Source organism: uncultured Sphingomonas sp., assembly GCF_913777625.1.
Lineage (GTDB): Bacteria > Pseudomonadota > Alphaproteobacteria > Sphingomonadales > Sphingomonadaceae > Sphingomonas.
The window spans coordinates 110237-127749 of sequence record NZ_CAJYTI010000026.1; the positions used below are offsets into that span (position 1 = coordinate 110237).

At 60.5% G+C, this 17513-nt stretch carries 14 protein-coding genes and 1 tRNA gene; 5 read left to right on the forward strand and 10 right to left on the reverse strand.

Going from position 1 to position 17513, the window contains the following annotated elements; all coding sequences use genetic code 11:
* Positions 1 to 32 precede the first annotated feature (32 nt).
* The 3 genes from QZ814_RS14015 to QZ814_RS14025 all read left to right on the forward strand — a co-directional run bounded on the left by QZ814_RS14015 (position 33) and on the right by QZ814_RS14025 (position 2761).
* Positions 33 to 108 (forward strand) — tRNA-Ala (locus tag QZ814_RS14015).
* Between the two features lie 91 nt (positions 109 to 199).
* Positions 200 to 1744, forward strand: a complete 1545-nt coding sequence (locus tag QZ814_RS14020; RefSeq protein WP_294333300.1) for a DUF6538 domain-containing protein — start codon at positions 200 to 202, stop codon at positions 1742 to 1744.
* A gap of 141 nt (positions 1745 to 1885) precedes the next feature.
* Complete coding sequence (locus tag QZ814_RS14025) at positions 1886 to 2761, forward strand: hypothetical protein (RefSeq protein ID WP_294333303.1); 876 nt, start codon at positions 1886 to 1888, stop codon at positions 2759 to 2761.
* Between the two features lie 82 nt (positions 2762 to 2843).
* Here the strand turns inward: QZ814_RS14025 and QZ814_RS14030 are convergent, their stop codons facing one another.
* The 7 genes from QZ814_RS14030 to QZ814_RS14060 all read right to left on the reverse strand — a co-directional run bounded on the left by QZ814_RS14030 (position 2844) and on the right by QZ814_RS14060 (position 10585).
* A complete protein-coding gene (locus tag QZ814_RS14030; protein WP_294333305.1) occupies positions 2844 to 3605 on the reverse strand; it encodes a hypothetical protein in 762 nt (253 codons plus the stop codon).
* 544 nt (positions 3606 to 4149) lie between these two features.
* Positions 4150 to 6369, reverse strand: coding sequence for a hypothetical protein (locus QZ814_RS14035; RefSeq protein WP_294333307.1), 2220 nt, complete (start codon positions 6367 to 6369; stop codon positions 4150 to 4152).
* 613 nt (positions 6370 to 6982) lie between these two features.
* Positions 6983 to 7480, reverse strand: coding sequence for a hypothetical protein (locus tag QZ814_RS14040; protein ID WP_294333309.1), 498 nt, complete (start codon positions 7478 to 7480; stop codon positions 6983 to 6985).
* A gap of 387 nt (positions 7481 to 7867) precedes the next feature.
* Positions 7868 to 8365, reverse strand: coding sequence for a hypothetical protein (locus tag QZ814_RS14045; RefSeq protein WP_294333312.1), 498 nt, complete (start codon positions 8363 to 8365; stop codon positions 7868 to 7870).
* A gap of 504 nt (positions 8366 to 8869) precedes the next feature.
* On the reverse strand, positions 8870 to 9400 hold the full coding sequence (locus QZ814_RS14050; protein ID WP_294333315.1) for a hypothetical protein: 531 nt from the start codon (positions 9398 to 9400) through the stop codon (positions 8870 to 8872).
* 162 nt (positions 9401 to 9562) lie between these two features.
* A complete protein-coding gene (locus QZ814_RS14055; RefSeq protein ID WP_294333319.1) occupies positions 9563 to 9841 on the reverse strand; it encodes a helix-turn-helix domain-containing protein in 279 nt (92 codons plus the stop codon).
* Positions 9842 to 9907: 66 nt separating this feature from the next.
* Positions 9908 to 10585: a recombinase family protein gene (locus QZ814_RS14060; protein WP_294333322.1), complete on the reverse strand. Its 678-nt coding sequence runs from the start codon at positions 10583 to 10585 to the stop codon at positions 9908 to 9910.
* 267 nt (positions 10586 to 10852) lie between these two features.
* Here QZ814_RS14060 and QZ814_RS14065 point away from each other — a divergent pair, with 267 nt between their 5' ends.
* Together QZ814_RS14065 and QZ814_RS14070 are read left to right on the forward strand one after the other, a co-directional pair.
* Positions 10853 to 11461, forward strand: a complete 609-nt coding sequence (locus QZ814_RS14065) for a hypothetical protein (protein ID WP_294333326.1) — start codon at positions 10853 to 10855, stop codon at positions 11459 to 11461.
* Between the two features lie 317 nt (positions 11462 to 11778).
* Positions 11779 to 13575: an AAA family ATPase gene (locus QZ814_RS14070; protein ID WP_294333328.1), complete on the forward strand. Its 1797-nt coding sequence runs from the start codon at positions 11779 to 11781 to the stop codon at positions 13573 to 13575.
* 156 nt (positions 13576 to 13731) lie between these two features.
* Here the strand turns inward: QZ814_RS14070 and QZ814_RS14075 are convergent, their stop codons facing one another.
* From QZ814_RS14075 to QZ814_RS14085, 3 genes are all read right to left on the reverse strand, one after another.
* Positions 13732 to 15075 (reverse strand): HAMP domain-containing sensor histidine kinase, encoded by a 1344-nt coding sequence (locus QZ814_RS14075; RefSeq protein WP_294333332.1) that lies wholly within the window; start codon positions 15073 to 15075, stop codon positions 13732 to 13734.
* A gap of 3 nt (positions 15076 to 15078) precedes the next feature.
* Complete coding sequence (locus QZ814_RS14080) at positions 15079 to 15783, reverse strand: response regulator transcription factor (RefSeq protein WP_294333336.1); 705 nt, start codon at positions 15781 to 15783, stop codon at positions 15079 to 15081.
* A gap of 70 nt (positions 15784 to 15853) precedes the next feature.
* The gene (locus tag QZ814_RS14085; protein ID WP_294333339.1) at positions 15854 to 17293 is read right to left on the reverse strand and encodes a S41 family peptidase; all 1440 of its coding nucleotides are present in this window, start codon (positions 17291 to 17293) and stop codon (positions 15854 to 15856) included.
* Positions 17294 to 17513 lie beyond the last annotated feature (220 nt).

Consider the following 17513-nt stretch of genomic DNA (forward strand, 5'->3'; position numbering starts at 1 on the left):
GCGCCTCCCGGGCCAGCCCGGGATCCGGCGGCGGGGCTGTAGCTCAGATGGGAGAGCGCTGCAATCGCACTGCAGAGGTCAGGGGTTCGATTCCCCTCAGCTCCACCAGCCGCCTTAAGCCACTGAAAAGCGGCTAAAAGCACGGAAAACCAAGGCTTTTTACAAGCGCCTGTTACATTTGTAATAGGAAGCCGAAGCCATGTGCACCTACCTCGCCACCCGCCAATCCACCTACTATTTCCGCCGTGTCGTCCCTGCCGAACTGCGCCCGTTCCTCGGGAATCGCCGGGAGTGGATGATCTCGCTCGGCACCAAGGACCGCGAGACCGCGAAGCGGATGATCCCGGCGCACACGATCGCCACCAACGCCGAGATTGACCGAGCCACATCCGCGATGAACGGCGCTGAAAAACCGCCTGCGAGCCCCGCTCCGCCACGATCCAAGCGCGCTGAGGCGATGGAGGCGGCGATGCTCGAAAGCAGCCTGGAGGCGGCTGAAATCGGCTATCAGGAAATGAACGCTCGGGAGGAGCGGTATGCAGAGCGCGAACCCCTGCGCTTGAGGTGGAGGCGGCTGGTCCGGAAGTCCACAGCGGAGCTGACGGACTCGGAGGCCGCCGCCCGCGACATCATCAGGGATCTTGAGGCCGAGCTTTCCGAGGCCCAGCTTCGCCGCCTTGAAGCGCAGACGGCAGCAGCCGAAAAGCGGCGCGGCCTTGCTCCGCCAGAACAGCGAAGGGCTCCGCAAGCGGAGACTGTAGAAGGTGTCATGCTCGACAGCACGATTGTCTGTCGCTGGGCGGCAGAGCGAAAGGTGACAGAAAAGACAAGGGACGCCCATGCGGCAGTTGCCCGCTGGTTCTATGAGCGTGCCGGCCGGCTTCCGGTGAACGCGATCACCCGAAAAGACGTACTCACCTTCAAGAATAAGCTGATTGCGGAAGGCCAATCAGCGGCAAACGTGAACACAAAAATCGCGCGGCTTGCTACATTGATCCAGTGGGCCGTTGATAACGAGTATGCTTCGGAAAACTCGGCAAAGGGCGTCTCTGTCAAGGACATAGATAAGGCCCGGAATAAGCGCCGCGAGTTCGATCTAGCTTCCCTCAATGCCATCTTCGCGAGCCCGGTATACGCGGAAGGGGCTCGACCGACGCAGGGCAGGGGCGAGGCCGCATACTGGCTACCGCTGCTGGCGCTGTTCACCGGGGCACGGCTTGAGGAGCTAGGCCAGCTTCGGCCATCGGACATCCTTGAGATTGCCTACCCTGACCCTGAAGGGGCACAGCGCAAAGCGTGGTTCATCCGCATCAAGGAAGATCATGATGAGGGTTTACGCCTGAAAAACGCCGCTAGTGAGCGGGACGTGCCGGTGCATCCGGAGCTTGAGCGGCTGGGATTCATCAAGTTCGTGGAGAAGGCTAAGGAGGCCAAGCAAGAACGGCTGTTCCCGCTACTGCGAGCCAATAAATACGGGACGCTCACTGCAAAGTGGGGAGAATGGTGGAGTGGCTATCGCCGTACGGTCTGCGGGATCACAGACCATAGGCTTACTTTTCACTCCTTCCGCCACACGTACAAGCAATATGCGCGCCATTCCGACATCCCGGAAGGAGTGCAGCGCCAGATTATGGGGCATAGTGCTGGCGATGTCGCTGATGAGTATGGAAGCGGCTATCCACTACATCAGGTGGTAGAAGGTATGCGCCGCTTCAGAGTGCCGGGTTTAGCCCTTCCTGTTTGAGGAGGGGCGGAACCGATTAACCTGCGATGGCTTGCTGCGTGAGCCCCAGCTGCGGGGCTGCGCTTCGATTAGCTGCATGCTGACAACCAGGAAGGGCTGAATATAAGGTGAGTAAGCAGATCTAAACGGCTAAGCGGGTGGATGATGACAGACGATACCGAAACCTCGCTCAGAGAGGCTAAGCCCCCGCTCGCGTTCCCCGTAATTGAGGAGCTTCTCCTCGAAACGGCGCTCTATCAAGAGATCGACCTCGGTGGGTCGCACCAGTACGTCTACCATCTGGAATTTCGGGGTGGACATCAGTTTGATGCTCACTGCGTTGAATGTGGCCGCGAGTCCCTGTTCAAGATAAATAAGGAGGCGGCGCTTCAACCGAAGAGCCTGCAACAGGTGAGCTCACCTATAACAACACTTTTGTCAGATCATGCATTTTCCCTTACCTTTGCATGTCAGAGAAACTTTTCGCACAAGTATCATTTTATGTTTGTAGTTAACTCAGGACGCCTATCAAAAATTGGACAGTATCCCTCGGCTGCAAGTATCTCCTATGCGAGTGTGAACCGATTCACGGGGGTTTTGGGTAAGAGCTACCTAAGCGATTTCAAGAGGGCACTGGGACTCTACGCTCACGGTATCGGTGCGGGCTCGTTTGTTTATCTTCGGAGGATCTTTGAGCACCTCCTAAATGAAGCGGCGGATGTCGCGCGGGTGCTTGAGGGGCTTCCAGAAAACTTCGACAGCTTTCATATGGATCAAAAGATCAAGGTGCTGGGGCGTAACCTGCCTAAAGAAGTTGCTGAGGCTGCGGACGTTTACAGCGTATTGAGCGCCGGTATCCATGCTCTGACGGAAGAAAAATGTCGTGCGCTATTCCCAGTCATGAGAAGCTCCATTGAATACATATTGGACGGCATGCTAGCGGAAAGAGCTAGGCTCCAGCATGCAGCGAATGTAAGGTCTGCTTTGGGTCGCGCGAAGAACGAAACCACCGCCATCATCAAGGGCGCAGCTAAGTAGCCATTGAGCTGCCGAGGCGCCCAAAGCCGCTCAAGCGATTCACCCAAATAGGAAAACTTTGCACGAAGCGATTGCCGCAGATTTAGGACTCGCTTTCGCCTTGCTGCCAACCCGGCTTAACCGCGTAAGCGGAGGCCATCGCGTCCTTGATCTGGCCCGGCGACATGCCCTCATAGGGCGACGGCTTGCTCCAAGTCGGAAGCACGCTCGCGTTCATCTTCTCCCAGCCTCGTCCAATCCGCACGGCCGTATCGCTTCCGGGTAGTGCGTTGGGCGTGAATGGGACGGACTTCGGCTCGGCGGTTGCAATCCGGATGGGGCCCGAGTTTTCGCCTGTAGCCGGTTGGGCTGGGGCCGACCCCGTGGCCCACGCAAATCGCTGTGAGGGCTCAGCCGGCGCAACCGGCAACGGCGGTGCTGAAGCTGGTGCAGCCATACTTTCGGCTCCCCAATCTACCTGCCCCGAAGCGGCTTGGCTGGCATCTAGCTCGCCATTGCGGACAGCGAGCGCCAAGGCATCTTCCCGCATCATGGGCTCCAGCTCGTTGACGGCAGTCTCGTCTCCCGTCTCAATATAGCGGTTGATGGCCGCATCATACCGGGCCACTGTTGCCTCATCGCTTGCTTCGATCAGGCCAGTGACACGACCAAGCGGGCTTTGCATCGCCGGATTGACCGTGATGAACTCGTTAAGCCCGGTCTCGTAGGCCGCCCGAAGATCCATGCCGCTCGCAGCGTGCGCCCGAACTCGCGCCTGTACCGCGTCCACGCTGTGACCCTGATAGTGGATCATGCAGAGGGCGGCATTCACCTTGGCGCGCTGCTTCATTGTAAGGCCGTTCATGCGTGCACCTCCGCAGCCTTGGCCTTCGTACAGTCCCGCACGTAGCGGTGGGTCCGCTCGATAAGCCCGGCGTCCAAGCAGGGGCCGCCAGCATCCTGCCAGTCGCGCACCACCAATGCCCCCACGCGGCGCGCTTCCGCCTGCGATTCCGGGCTCAGGCGAGGCATTACGCACGGGCGCGTTGCATGCTCGGGCGGGACAAGTCCATTGAGGTGGCGAGCCTCCTCCTGGCAGAGGTGGATGGCCTCCAAAACTACCGGAAGGGGTTCCGAAATTTTGGGGTCCGGCTCCTGCATGAGCCAAGAGACAACGGCTCGCCATCGAGCCTCTGTAAGAGCCGCTTCACCATGGCGACGGCACTTGTACCGCAGCTCTTCAGGCGTGGTCGCGTAGCGGATGGCCTGGGCTGCTGCATTCTGTTTCGCAGCGTTTCCGAAGGGTTTGAGAGCTTCGCTCTTGTCAGATGAAGCGGGCGCACGGTTTCGAAGCGTCCGCAGGGACGCTGGCTTAGTCATTGTTCTGAATTTTCCTAAATCGTAAGTGGTTATTTGAAAGCGCCGGCATGCATGGTCGGGTCGGCCTTCGGGTTTGTCGGGATGCCGCGAAGCTTCTTGCGGATCAGTTCGGTTCCGTACTGCTTGAATGCTTCCAGCGGGATCAGGATGTTGGCAGATTGGCCCTGCTTGGCCCGGCCAATGACGTGCAGCGCCGTGCCACCCGTGGGAGTTTGCACGTAGTTGATGTCCATGGTGGCACTCGCTCCTGTCGGCAAACCGGCCCGCCTAAGCCGCTGGTCTATTACGCCATGGAAGGCCATGCCCGCTTCGTCAGGCTGAAGACCAACCTGAATGTGAAAAGGCTTAGTGCCCGGCGCTGCGCGCCAAGCCTCGCCACCTGCGGTTTGCAGGGTGCCGTCAGCCATTGCCGAACTGAGGGCTTCTGCCGCCAGAGCGTCAGCGGGTGTGTCGCTGTTCTTCAGGCCCAGCGCCACGCGCTCGCGGGTTACGTTCTGCATGACCGCGATTGCCTGCGGGCTATACGGAGTCGCGAAGGGGTTCCACCGGGACGGCGACTTGCTACTGACCGCCCCCCTTACCGCCTCGTCCGCTGCCTTCCGCATCTGCGGCGGCACTTCCGCCGAGCTGTAGCGCGCTGGATCGCCGAAAGCCTTCCGGTAGGCGGCCTCGGGACCAACGGAGCGCGAGAGGGTGGCAAACGCCCGCATCTTCTCGTGGTAGTCGCCGAAATAGCTAGCGGTCATGCCGGGGTTGACCTTGAGCATGGCCTGCCACTTCTGATGCACGCCCGCGAAGTTCTTGCCGTATTGCTCCTCTAGCGAGCCCTCTACGGCCCCTTGGATGTCGTTCTTCACTGCCGTGGAGGTATAGTGGCCAACGGTGAACGCGCGGGCCATCCCGGCGAAGTCTCCTTGCCGGAACTGGCTAAGCGCGATGCGGTTGAAATGCTTTTCCTCCACCCCGCCCGCGATAGCTGCGTTGACATCGCCACTAGCCCAAGCTGCACCGGCTGCGGCGGCAGCCTCCCGGTTATCGGCCTGCCGCTCCTCACGGCGGAACTGCTGCTCCGCAGCCCGGTCCTCTAGCTGCCACTGTCGGTCCTGCGCCCGCTTGTACGAAGACACCACAAGGTCCGAGATCGAGCGAACCTCTCCCCGGATGTCCTTAAAGTCGAACATGTCCTCAGTGACGCCGGTATGGCGGCGCACGTAGTCGTTGATCCCGGTAAGATGCTTGGCTGCGTCCATAGGCGACATCGAGCCCTTCTCACCAAGCGCAGCGTGCGCACGGGCCTCCTCATACGCCATGGCCAATTTTGAGAAGCCCTGGTCCGTAGCTGCAAAGTCCTCCAGCGAGCGCTGGCTGTAGCGATGGTATGCGTCCTCAAGCCGCGTGCGCTCAGCGTCATCAAAGACGTTATCCACGCCAGCGTTGCGGAGTGCTGCCACGGCGTAGAAGTTACCGTCCTGCATGGACTGCCGCATGAAGTTGAACAGCCCCTTCTTGTAGGTCTCCTCGTCCATCCCGTGCGGCTTCGTCATTGAGCCAAGGAAGGCGCGCGTCTGAATGGATAGAGCGCTATTCGCTTCGTCAGCGGGGGCGGACAGGCCGGCCTGCGCAGCGGCGGTTGCCTGCAAAGCGCCTGCGCCCGAGCGCCACGATTGCGACTGTGCTTGTATGGCCTGCTCTTGTCCCCAGGCGTAGCGCGCTTTGCTGACAGTGTTGGTGAGCGCCGCTGACTGCTCGATAAGACCATTTTGCAGCAACTTGTCGCTGTCTGGGTCGCCGGTCAGCAACTCAAGGCTCTTCTGAGCCAGCACCTTGGCTAGCTCATCCGAGGGTAGCCGCTTCAACGTATCCAGCTCGGCGTAGCGTTCTTGCGCCCAATCCGTCAGCTTCGACTGTGCAGTGTAGAACGCGGCCCCTTCCTCGTAGGAGGTAGGGCCGAAGACCTTGGAGAAGCCGCCATGCGACCTGCTGATTTCGTGCGTGGCAATGCCGGCTTGGGTGTTGGTGAAGCCTTTGAAGAACTCCTCCTGCTGCCGCTGCTGAACGTGGGGGCGCATGATTTCCTCCACGAAAGCGCCGAGGCCGGCAGCGACTGGGGCCGGGTTCGTCTCTAAGCCTACAGTGACCGCGCCCCCTTGGCTCTGTCCGCCGATGATCTGTGCGCCACGGGGTTGACCGGACCCGAGCGGGTGGGCCTGAGCCGGAGCCACGGGGTTAAACGCGAAGGTGTCGCGCATGCATTTCCTTGTTCATGATTTTGGTGGGGCCCGCCTTTTCATATTCTGACAGGGCCGGATGTGTGCGGTGGTGCCGCCTCGGGGCGAGGGCTCGGATTTAGGCCGCAGAGTGCATCCAGCACGATTCCATATTCCGGCCATTCCAAGCGCAGCCGGGCGGCACCGACGCACGCCCTCAAGTGCATGTGAGCGTGGTAGATGCCATCGGTGAGCCAAGGGCGGCCGGCCTCCACCCATTTGCGATAGGCACGCCTAGCGGCAATGCCGTCCGTTCGAAGCTCGGCGCGACTACCCGCATGCCTCGTCCAATGATCAGGAGTGAAGCCAGGGTGGCCGGCCGCCGCTGCTAGCCGGTTCATGTATCGGAAGGTGCTATCATGCGCGCCGCGCTCTGTGGTGAACCCAAGAACCGCAAACCATTCGGCCATAGCGGCTGAAAACGGACCGAACGCGCCGCAGCATTCCTCAAGGTGTTTCAGCGACTCTGGGACAGAGTACATCGTGCCCGTTAGGCTAGAGTGCTGCGGCATCGCCGCCAGCTTCTCGGCAAGCTCGCGGAGACCATTGGCTTTGGCGTGCTGTCGCCAGTGAGCTATGCCCCTCGGGTTGATGGTCAAAGGTAGCCCCGGCGCAGGGCAACGAAGTAGCGGTCGAGGGCTTCTTCCGGGTTGCCGGGGGCCAGCTCCGCAATACACTGCGGGAGCTTCTCGGGCTCGCTTCGGATGATGTGGACAAGGATGTCCTGTGGCAGCGAGCTGAGGCGGGTCACATTGCAGGGCATCCATACGCTGCAATGCTGGTTCGAGTCATACGCGAGCCCTTCCCAATCGACGCTGTAAGAAGCTTGGAGTGGTCCGCGCTCTGCGTTGGCGGTCGTGATGCGCAGGTTACGGATACGTGCCGCAACCGCTGCCCGCTCAGCAGCATACTCGCGCCCCTGAGCTTCCTGCATCTTGGAAAGCAGCGCGTCGCCTTCTTGCTTCAGCCGCCGCACTTCGGATGAGGCGGCCTTAAGCCGGTCGTAGAGTGCTGCGTCTTCAGTAGCCTTCTTCAGGGCAACAGCATTGGTGGCAAGCGCTGCGCGCAGCTCGGCCGAGGTTTGATCAGTCATGTAAAATCCAGTGAGTTGAGGGTTACGCGCCAGAACGCAGCATCGCTGCGGCGACGGTTTCAGCGGAAGCGTTCGGCTTTCGCGGGGCTAGGGCTGTTGAGAAAGGTGTCGGGTGATCGGCGCGGAAGGCGGCTCGAACACCGTTGGTCGGTGTGGGGCCTGGGGTGCGGCGTTGCGCATATGCTGGGGCCGGGATGCCGAGATAAGCGCATGCTGCACGTAGGCCGGTCATGATCCGGCGATCTGCATTCGTGAAGTATTGTTCGGCTTCGGGGCCGTGAAGAACGTCGGTGGTGACAAGCTGGGGTTCCAAGAGATCCTCTTGTTTTGAGCGGGAGTGCCCGGCGCGGTGGTCGGACACGTCCCAAGTTTTTACATAGATGGTGTTTAGGTGATCGCGCCGGAGGCGATCAGCTCGGCAACGGTGCGGTGATTCAGGAAGGGATAGCGGCCTTGCACCGGGCGTGGCCTTGGCTCAGCGGGGAAACAGCCGCTCTGCCGCCAGATGACATCAACGAGGCGGCCGGCCCGATCCGGTAGGCGTTCCTCAGCAAGCCGGTTGATCCGGTTGTGGATCGCTGAGAGCGTAAGCCCCAGTTCTTTGGCGATGACCCGGCGAGCCGTGCCTTCAGACACCATCTGCCAGAGGGCATGATCCTTTGCCTCATCCCACACCGGCGTTCGAGGCAACTTCGGTTGCCGGCCGCTGGCGCCTTCATCGGCCATGTAGGCGATGATCTTTGACCGGAGCTTTGCTCCCGGTGTGCGGCCATTGCGCATGTCAGAAACTAAGCGGGTGTCGCCTGATACCTCCATGCCGAAGCGGGTTACCGCCATGCTATAGGTCACAAGGTATTCTTCTACGTCTCGCAACAGACTGTTCATTCGTCCCTCCAAAAGAGGGATTCCGATTAATGCTGCCAGAATCGCGTTGTAAATAGAACTTGATGCAAGCTAGAAGAATTAGCTACTCAGTTGCCAAGCAGACACGTTTTATATCTAGAGCTTAAGCTAGCAATTAAGCTTAGAGATACAGCTAGGTGTAGGCTTGTTATTAAATAGGCTTATCAGTATCTCTATAATGAACCCAGAGGGTCTAAGCTAGAGATGCTGTCCGGCTCCCCACGGTTTCATCAGCTTCGCTGGGCTAGGCCGGCAAATAGATAACCGTGGGTGCCGGAGCTGAAGGGTATGAACCCGTCGGGCTGAAGCCGTCGATAGCTGCCGGTGACGTTAACCGCTAAGCGGCCTCCCCACACGTCATAATGAAGCCGGCTCCACAGGTGATGTGTGCGGTTTCTTCATTCATCATACGGTATCGATTCAAGCGCTTGAAAATAAACGAAAAATAGAAAAATTTTACGGGTTATGAGCCGGTCGGGATGACTGTCACCACGGCGGAACATACTCCGGAACAGGGCCCATGGATCTCGTCCAGTCAGCCTGGAACTGTGTCTCGGCTTCCTGAAGGGCCTCCTGCTCGGCGCGTGCGACCGCCCCCTCCCGTGGAGTCCCCTTCGCGTCGCGCCATGCGGGAAACCATCTAAGCGCAACCCACGACAGGTGCCGGCTAAGTTGGTTGTTATACATCTGCCAGAGCTGGTGTTGATGGAGTTGCAGCTCCTTGTCTAAACGGCTGCACTCGTAGCGGGAGCGCTCCCGCTTGGCCGCGCCCGCGTATTCTTTCGAGAGCCGCTTCACCGTCGCGGGACTCACGCTCCAGCGGGTTGCGGTGGCCGCGATCGTTGCCTTGTGCGCCTGCCGCCATGCGACAAGCTTGATCGGGTCCACTTTGTGGGGCCGGCCCCCGGCTTGAGGAGTGATCGGGGGCGTCTCCATGCCCTCAGCAGGTTCGGCGGCTGCTATGCGCGCGAACAGGGCTTCCTCTTCTGCGATGTCGTCGTCGTATGCTTCACTCAATCGTTGTTCTCCTAATAGTCGGTTGTGATGTGCGCTTGGCACGCGGGGTCCGTACGGGGCGCTGCGAGCGCGTCCCGTAGGGTTCGTGGAAAAGTGGTGTGGCTGGTGCCGAAAATGCGGCGCGGGGCTCTGGCGGCGCTCTCCGTGCCAATTTGGCGGATGTCAGGTTGAGCTTCTGGCGGGGCCTCGGATCAATCGACCAAGCTGGGCGGGATCGGGCCGGCGAAGCTCCGCGAAGTCCGGTTCGTCCGGGGCTTCATGGGTTTCGAGTTTGGCAGTTCGGGCTTCATAAGCCTCTACCGCTTCTGGCCGTATGCGGATCAGCTTCTCACCCAAACGGAATGCTTCCAACTCACCGGCTTTGATCAGGCTGTAGACGAAGGTGTCGCTCACGCCCCAATGGGCGGCGAGGCTCGCAACGGTCATGGCTTTTTGGGTCATGAGGTGCACGGCTAACGCGGCGCCCTCAGCCTTGGAAAGAATAGAACAGGGGCAGGCGCGCCCGGATCAGGCCGCGCTAGCTTCGCCCTCATTGATCCTGCGGAGCGCGCGGTCCAAGCTGGCCAAGTGCCATTTGCCGCCACCGGGCGACGGCACGGCGTTAGCGTTCAGCTCTGCGACTATAGCACGCATGGACAACCCACGGCCCTTCAGCTCGTTGAGCATTGGAGCGAGCGGGGCGATCCGGTCTGCGGCTTCGGCCTTGCGCTTCGTAGCCAGAGCCCTGCCGTTCTTACCTAGCTCTTTGCCGTTGGCTTTAGCTGCCGCCAGGGCGTCTTTGGTGCGCTGAGAAATCAGTCCGGCTTCCAGCTCTGCTACAGCAGCCATCTGCGTCAACAGGAAGCGCCCCATTGGCCCCTGCACTTTGGGCATGTCAGCGAACGCCACGTCTACCTTGCTGTCCAGTAGCGTGAGTAGGAACAGGGTATTGCGGCTTAGCCGGTCGAGCTTGGCGACGAGCAGTGTAGCCTTTAGCCGCTTCGCGTCGGCCAGAGCGGCGACGAGCTGTGGACGTTTAGACAGGGCATTGCTGCCCTTGCCGGTCTCGGTTTCAACATACTCATTGATGATCGTCAAACCGTTCGAGCTGGCGAAGCGCGCGGCTGCCTCCCGTTGTGCCTCCAATCCGAGACCGCTTTTGCCCTGCTTGTCCGTGCTGACCCGAAGGTAGGTGATGGCCTGCATGTGCCGCCTCAATCGCTTGCGTGTTCACAGATAAACGTTCGTATGTGTGTGAACGTCCGGACTGTCAACGCGGATTTTGCGGGTTAGTCAAACGTACTGCGCTCTGAGGGTCGGCGGTATCAGGCTCGCGTTCGGCAGGCCTGAGGCGGGGCTACGGGGGAGTTTCTGCGCTCATGTGGTCGGAGTTGCCTCTTCTCACGGCTAATGCAAAATCAGGTCGGAGTTCGACAACGATCTTAAACAGCGACCATTTGGGGGAGGGGTTGAATGCATCCTGCGGCCGTAGTTCATGCTCAGCGAAAGCTTGAGAACGCGGAAAGGGCTCTACATAATTTGCGGAATGCCGAAGATTTCTCCGAAATTGAGCGGGAATGGTCTGCGTTCTTGATGGCGCTTGGCACGATCTACACGAAGTTGGAGCAGGGATCGAAGCTAAATAACGTGAGTCGTGGTTGGTTTGATCAAGTCAAGCGCGAGAGGCGTGAAGATAAATTACTGCAGTATTTGCACCAGGCGCGAAACGCAGAGGAGCATGGGATTGAGGACATCACCTCCCGAAATGCGCGAATCTTGAGGCAGCCGCTGAAACTTCCAAATGGGAAAACGGCAGAGCTTAGAATAAGCTTACCGGCTGGGCCAGAAGATTTACAATTGTCCGAGGATGGCAATGAAACGAAGCTATTCGATGGGCTGCAGCGGATTAGCTCAACCGTCGCCTTGGTACCAGTTAAGAACCATGGAACGATTTTCTCTGTTCCGGACGAACATCTTGGTAAGCCATTCGCTCCGGTGGATCCTCTGGCCGTCGCAGAGGCCGGATATGACTATGCCGCATTACTCGTCTCAACCGCGAAGGCGTTCTCCGAACTCAACTGAGATCGGAATCAACGCGATAATGCAGTAATCATTGATGGTGGCTACGGCTCGCTCCGCCCAACTGCAACGCCCCTCACGTTGCGGTTCACCCCGCTAATCAGGGTGCCCAACAAACTCGCTGACCGCTAACCCGGATCAGGGAAGGCAGCTTTAGAGCCTCAATGCTCACGGCCCGCGCCGGAATACCGGAATGATACCGAGGGTCAGACTCGGTCCGGACGCCGTCGGTAGCAACTTTGGCCCTGAGGGTCCAGCCCTTCAGTGATTTCGGTCGGGAGAAGGGGGCATTGCGGTTTCTTTATGAGTCGATAGCATCGTTGACGCATCAAACGGTGGGGGGCGCATTGCCAGTCTATTTGGAAGCCTTAGCTCTTAAAAACTACCGCGGCATCGGCCGCGACTGGGTAGAAATGCCTCGTTTCAAGGAGCTAAACTTTTTCGTAGGGGCGAATAACGCAGGGAAGTCAACGGTACTCAACTTCATTTCTAACTATTTGCCAGTTCAAGAAACGGAAGGAGTTTCCCTTAAGAAGATCGATCGCTTAGATGTCAATTATGAAGCTCGCGGCGACAGCGTCGCGGTGCGCGTTGGTATAAGAAGAGAAAAATTTATTGAGGCGTTTCGCGCTCGCTACGAGCAGCGGCTTGGCCATAGAATGCACGTGTATTTGAGATATGTGGAAGCTATTCTAGAATTACTTTGCAAAGATAGCGGTGCGGTTTGGGTTGAAGCTAAAGTTCCTTATAGCGGGCGTTTTTCTCTTTTTAATGCTGATGATCCGACAGTATTCCAATCCATATTGCAGTCAAATGAATGGCAGAGTCTCTGGGGACAATTGACTGGACAGTCAGGTGGATCTCTCGTTGCGCATTGGATCCCTGACACGTTGAAGACCTTTGTCAAGCTTGTGAATGTCGATCTTCCGCCAATTCGCTTGATTCATGCCATCAGAATGATCGGGCCCTCGGGAGAGGAGATGGTGGGCTACAGCGGAACGGGGCTCATCGATAAATTAATGGCGGTACAAAGTCCTGATGTTCATCACCTTGAGGATCGCATCAAATTCGACAAAATAAATGCGTTTTTACAGTCAGTTACTGACGAGCCTGATGCTGCTATAGAAATACCTTACACTAGAGCACACGTGCTGGTGAGAATAAGAGGTAAGGTTCTTCCTCTCGCCAATCTTGGCACCGGTGTGCATGAAGTTGTTATGCTTGCCGCATTCTGTACATTAAGCTCACAAGAGATTATCTGCATCGAGGAGCCCGAGCTTCATTTGCATCCGCTCTTGCAGAGGAAGCTGATGAACTATCTTAGAGAGAAAACCAATAATCAGTACTTCATCGCCACCCATTCTGCCGCGTTTATAGACACGCCTGGGGCAGCCCTTTTCCATGTTAGTAACGGAGAGAGTGGGACTAAGATCGAGGAAGCGGTCCTTCAGAAGCAACTTCACGCTATATGCGTTGATCTTGGTCATCGAGCATCTGACATCGTTCAAGCGAATTCAGTTATCTGGGTAGAAGGTCCGTCTGATCGAATTTATCTAAATCATTGGATAGCTGCGGTCGATCCAAATTTGATAGAGGGGATTCACTATTCCATCATGTTCTATGGTGGACGTCTGCTGAGTCACTTGAGCGCGAGTGATGATGAAGTTCTGGACTTCATAAAACTTAGGGCCCTAAATAGAAATCTCGCTATCGTCGTTGACAGTGATCGGCCGAGTGCTCGTCATAAAATAAATGATACCAAGCAAAGAGTTATCGGTGAGTTCCTAACGGATGGCGGGGTTGCTTGGCTGACGCATGGGCGAGAAGTGGAAAATTATATTAAACATGACTTGCTGCAGACGTGCGTTAATCGAGTAGTAGGTGCGGCTTACGGCCGTCCCATCGACGGCGGGCCTTACGACCATGCGTTATACTTCGAGAGATCGCGCCCGAAAAAAACTAGAAAGAAGCCAGCGCCAGAAACCCTCGTCGAAACCAACGTCGACAAGGTCAAGGTAAGCCGAGAGGTAGCGAAGGAGCCAGCCGACCTGTCGGTGTTGGATCTCCGGGACAGGCTGGCTGAGCTCGTGGCTATGATCAGAGCTGCCAATAGGTGAGGGGAGTTGAATGGTCGAAAACCCGGTGTTACATCTGGCCAGTCCAGTGGTAAGAGGCGCTTTGAATTTCCCTTTGTTTTCCAATGGTTGAAGACGGGAGGTTCGATTCCCCTCAGCTCCACCAGCCGCCCCTTTTTTTCCTGAAAAGCTGAAGCGCTAGCCGGCAATCGCCAGGCGTACCCGCACGCGCAGGCCCGGCCGGGCATCGTCCAGCGTGAGCGTGCCGCGGTGCAGCCGTGCGATCGCCACTGCGAGCGGCAGGCCCAGTCCGTGGCCGCGCGTGTGCCGGCTCGCCTCCAGCCGACCGAACCGGCGCAGCGCATGGTCGCGCTCGGCGGCGGGGATGCCGGGACCGTTGTCCGCCACCTCGAGGAGCGCCGTGTCCCCCTCCGCCCGCACCGACAGTCGGATCATCGTGCCGGGCGGGGTGTGGGTGACGGCGTTCTCGATCAGGTTCACGACGAGCTGGGTCAGCAAGCGGGGGTCGCCTTCCACTCGGACGCCCGGCGGCGTCTCGGCCTCGAAGTCCCGGCCGCTTTCGGTGACCAGCAATTGCAGGCCTTCGCCGACATCGGCAGCCAGCGCTGCCAGGTCGACCGGCTCGAACCCTGCGCGGCGGTCGCCGCCTTCGATCTCGGAGATGCGGAGAATCGCCGCGAAGATGGCGAGGATCTCCTCGCTCTCGGCGACGGCAGCTGCCAGTTCCTCGCGCACCGGCGCGGCCTCGGGTGCGTCGGCGAGGGCGGCCAGCCGGCCGTGTAGCCGGGCGAGCGGGGTGCGCAGATCATGGGCGATGTCGTTCGAGATGCTCCGCATGCCGGTCATCAGATCGCCGATCCGATCGAGCATGCGATTGAAGGTGAGGGCGAGCCCGCCGAAAACGCTGGTCTCGCGGTTGACCGGCACGCGCGCGCGCAGATCGCCCTCGATGATCGCCTCGGCCGCGCCGCCGATCGCCGCGATGTTCATGCGGATCGCCCGGATCAGCGCCAGCGAGCCGATCAGCAGCAGCGCCATCACCGTGCCGAAACCGATCGCCAGGATGTGCAGCCGGTTGCCGTCGTGCAGGTCGAGCGGCTCGCTTTCGGCAACGATGGCGAGCGTCGCGCCGCCGGGCAGTCGGCTCGCCCATACGCGGCCGCGCGACAGCCCCGGGATCCCGGCATCGCGGCCGATCGTGGAGGTGCCGAGCGGCAGCGGCATCGCCGGCGTGATGTTGCCGGCGACCACCGCGCCGCGCGCGTCCCGCAGGAGAAAGCCGATATCGGCGGTCTCGCGGTCGCTTCGCTCGCGGTCGATGCGGCGGGCGATCTCGGGGAGCGTGGCATTGCCCTGCAGCAGCTCGCGCGCCTCGCCGTGGAGGCGAAGGTCGACCTGGCGATCGATCGCGTCGAGCAGCGCGAGATAGACGCCGGCACCGGCGAGCGCGGTCGCCGCCGACAGGCCCAGCGCGAAGCCGATGGCGATCCGGCCCAGCGAACGGATGCGCCGCGTGGGCACCGGTCAGGCGCGGAACATGTAGCCGACGCCGCGTACGGTGACGATCGGATCGGGCAGGCCGGGCATGTCCAGCCGCTGGCGCAGCTTGAGGATATGGACGTCGACGATGTTGGTCGCGGGCACGAAATCATAGCCCCAGACGCGTTCGATCAGCATCTTGCGCGAGAGCACGCTGCCGGCCTCGCGGACCAGCTCGGCGAGCAGCTTGAGTTCGGTCTTCTGCAGCTCGATCGGCTTGCCGGCGCGGGTGACGCGGTGGCGCAGTACGCTCACCGTCACGTCGCCGGCGGTCAGCGTCGCATTGTCGGCCGCCGGGGCGGTCCGCCGGCGCAGCACCGCGCGGATGCGGGCGTTGAGCTCGTCGATCTCGAACGGCTTGACGATATAGTCGTCGGCGCCGGCGTCGAGCCCTTCGACGCGCTCGTTGGTGAGGCCCAGCGCGGTGAGCAGGATCACCGGCGTCTCGATGCCTTCGGCGCGGATGCGGCGCAGTACTTCGACTCCCTCGATCACCGGCAGCATGCGATCGAGCAGCACGACGTCGTAGCGCGCTTCGGCCAGCGCGGTGATCGCGGCGCGCCCGTCGCCGACGGCGGTAACGTCGTAGCCGAGCCCGCCAAGTTGCCGGACGAGCAGCGCGCTCAGCTGGGCATCGTCTTCGACGACCAGGGCGCGCAGGGCGGACGGAGCTTCGACAGGGGATTGCATGCGCAGGTCCTTAGACGCGAAGGCTGTTCCTAACCTTACGAAATCGGCAGGTCGACTTCGCCGTCCGCGATCAGAACAAGCCCGGCACTTCGCGCTGGGCCGTATTCGGGCGGGCGGGGGTCAGCAATTCGCGCGGCGCGGCGGCAGCGCTGATGCCGCCGATCGGGCTGCAGCTGCGCCCGGCGACGAAATCGAGCGCGGCCTTGACCGAGGCCTCGCGCACGTCGCCCAGCGGGTGCGTCACGTCGTCGGCGGCGCTGCAGCTGGCCTCGACATTGCCGGCAAGGCCGTTGAAATAGCCGCCCTGGCGGTTGGCGTTCTGCGTCGCGAAGGCGATCACCCGCAACCGGTCGTCGCAGTCGCTGCGATCGATCGCCACCTGGCCAACCGGCTTGCCATAGGTGTTGGTGCCGATCAGGCCCAGATTGGCGTGGAAATAGGGGATCATGCCGTTGATCACCAATTCGCTGGCCGAGGCGGTGGCGCGGGTGCCGATAAAGGCGATGCGGGTCGGCGCAATCGCTTCCGGCTGGGGCATGAAATTGCGTGTCGAATCGTTCGCCGATTTCTCGGGGCGGAAGCTGGTGAAGCTGAACACGTCGCTGCTCGCACGGGCGCCGCCGAGCAGATCGCCGAACAGCTCGGCGATCGCGACGAGGCCGCCGCCATTGTAGCGCAGGTCGACGATGACCTTGTCGATCCCCTGCGCCTTGAAGCTGGCAAAGGCCGCCCGCAGCGCCGGATCGGCGGTGTTGATGAAGGTGCGCAGGTTGACATAGCCGACCCGGCCGCCGCCGTTCGGATCGGTGAGGATCTGCGCGCCGTAGCGGCTCGAGACCGGGGTGAGGGCATAGTCGGTCTTGGCCAGGGTGACGATGCGGACGGTGCCGTCCGGATCGCGCACGCGCAGCACGCGGGTGGTGCCCGCGGTGCTCGGTCCCAGCGCATCGGTGATGCCGGCGGACCCTTGCGCGGCATAGATGCTGGTCACGTCGCGCAGGTCGGCGCTGCTGGTGCCGATCGCGAGGATCTGGGCGCCGCGATCGATGCCCGCCTGCAGCGCGCTGCTTCCCTCGAAGCTTTCCGTCACCGTCACGCCATTGCCGTCGCTCGACAGGCGGAAGCCGAACCCGGCGCTGGAGCCGCTGTTGTAGTAGGCGGTCTCCTGCGTGATCGAGGTGAGATAGGTGAAGTAGCGATCGCGCCCCTGCGCCCGTGCCGTGGCGGTAAGCGCGTCGAGATAGGCGTCGGCGGTGGTGTACCCGCCGGGGTCGAGGTTGGCCGGCAGCGTTTCGGGGAAGAGATACCATTCGCGCATCGTCGCCAGCAGCCAATCCTGCCGCGCGCGCAGGCTGCAGCTGCTGGCCGTGGGCGTTGGGGTGGCGCTGCCCGGCTGCACTACCGTGCCGGAACCCCCGCCGCTGCCGCCCCCGCCACAACTGGCGAGCAATGCCGCGAGCACGATTGCAGATACGCCCGAACGCAGGAACCCCATACGTACCCCCACCATTTCGATGCAGCGTATCGCTCAATCTATCGGGATTCCATAGACTTCATCCGCGTTCACGACGTGCCGCCACCGACCGGCGCATTCGGCCGCGGCGCATCGAATAACGCGGTTTGTCCGAAATGAACGAGCGCCATCGGCGATGATGATCGGGGTCTTTCCCGGGGCATCTGTATTAACGCATTATTTGTCGGGTTTTCGGTCGATATCCATAGTCATGCCC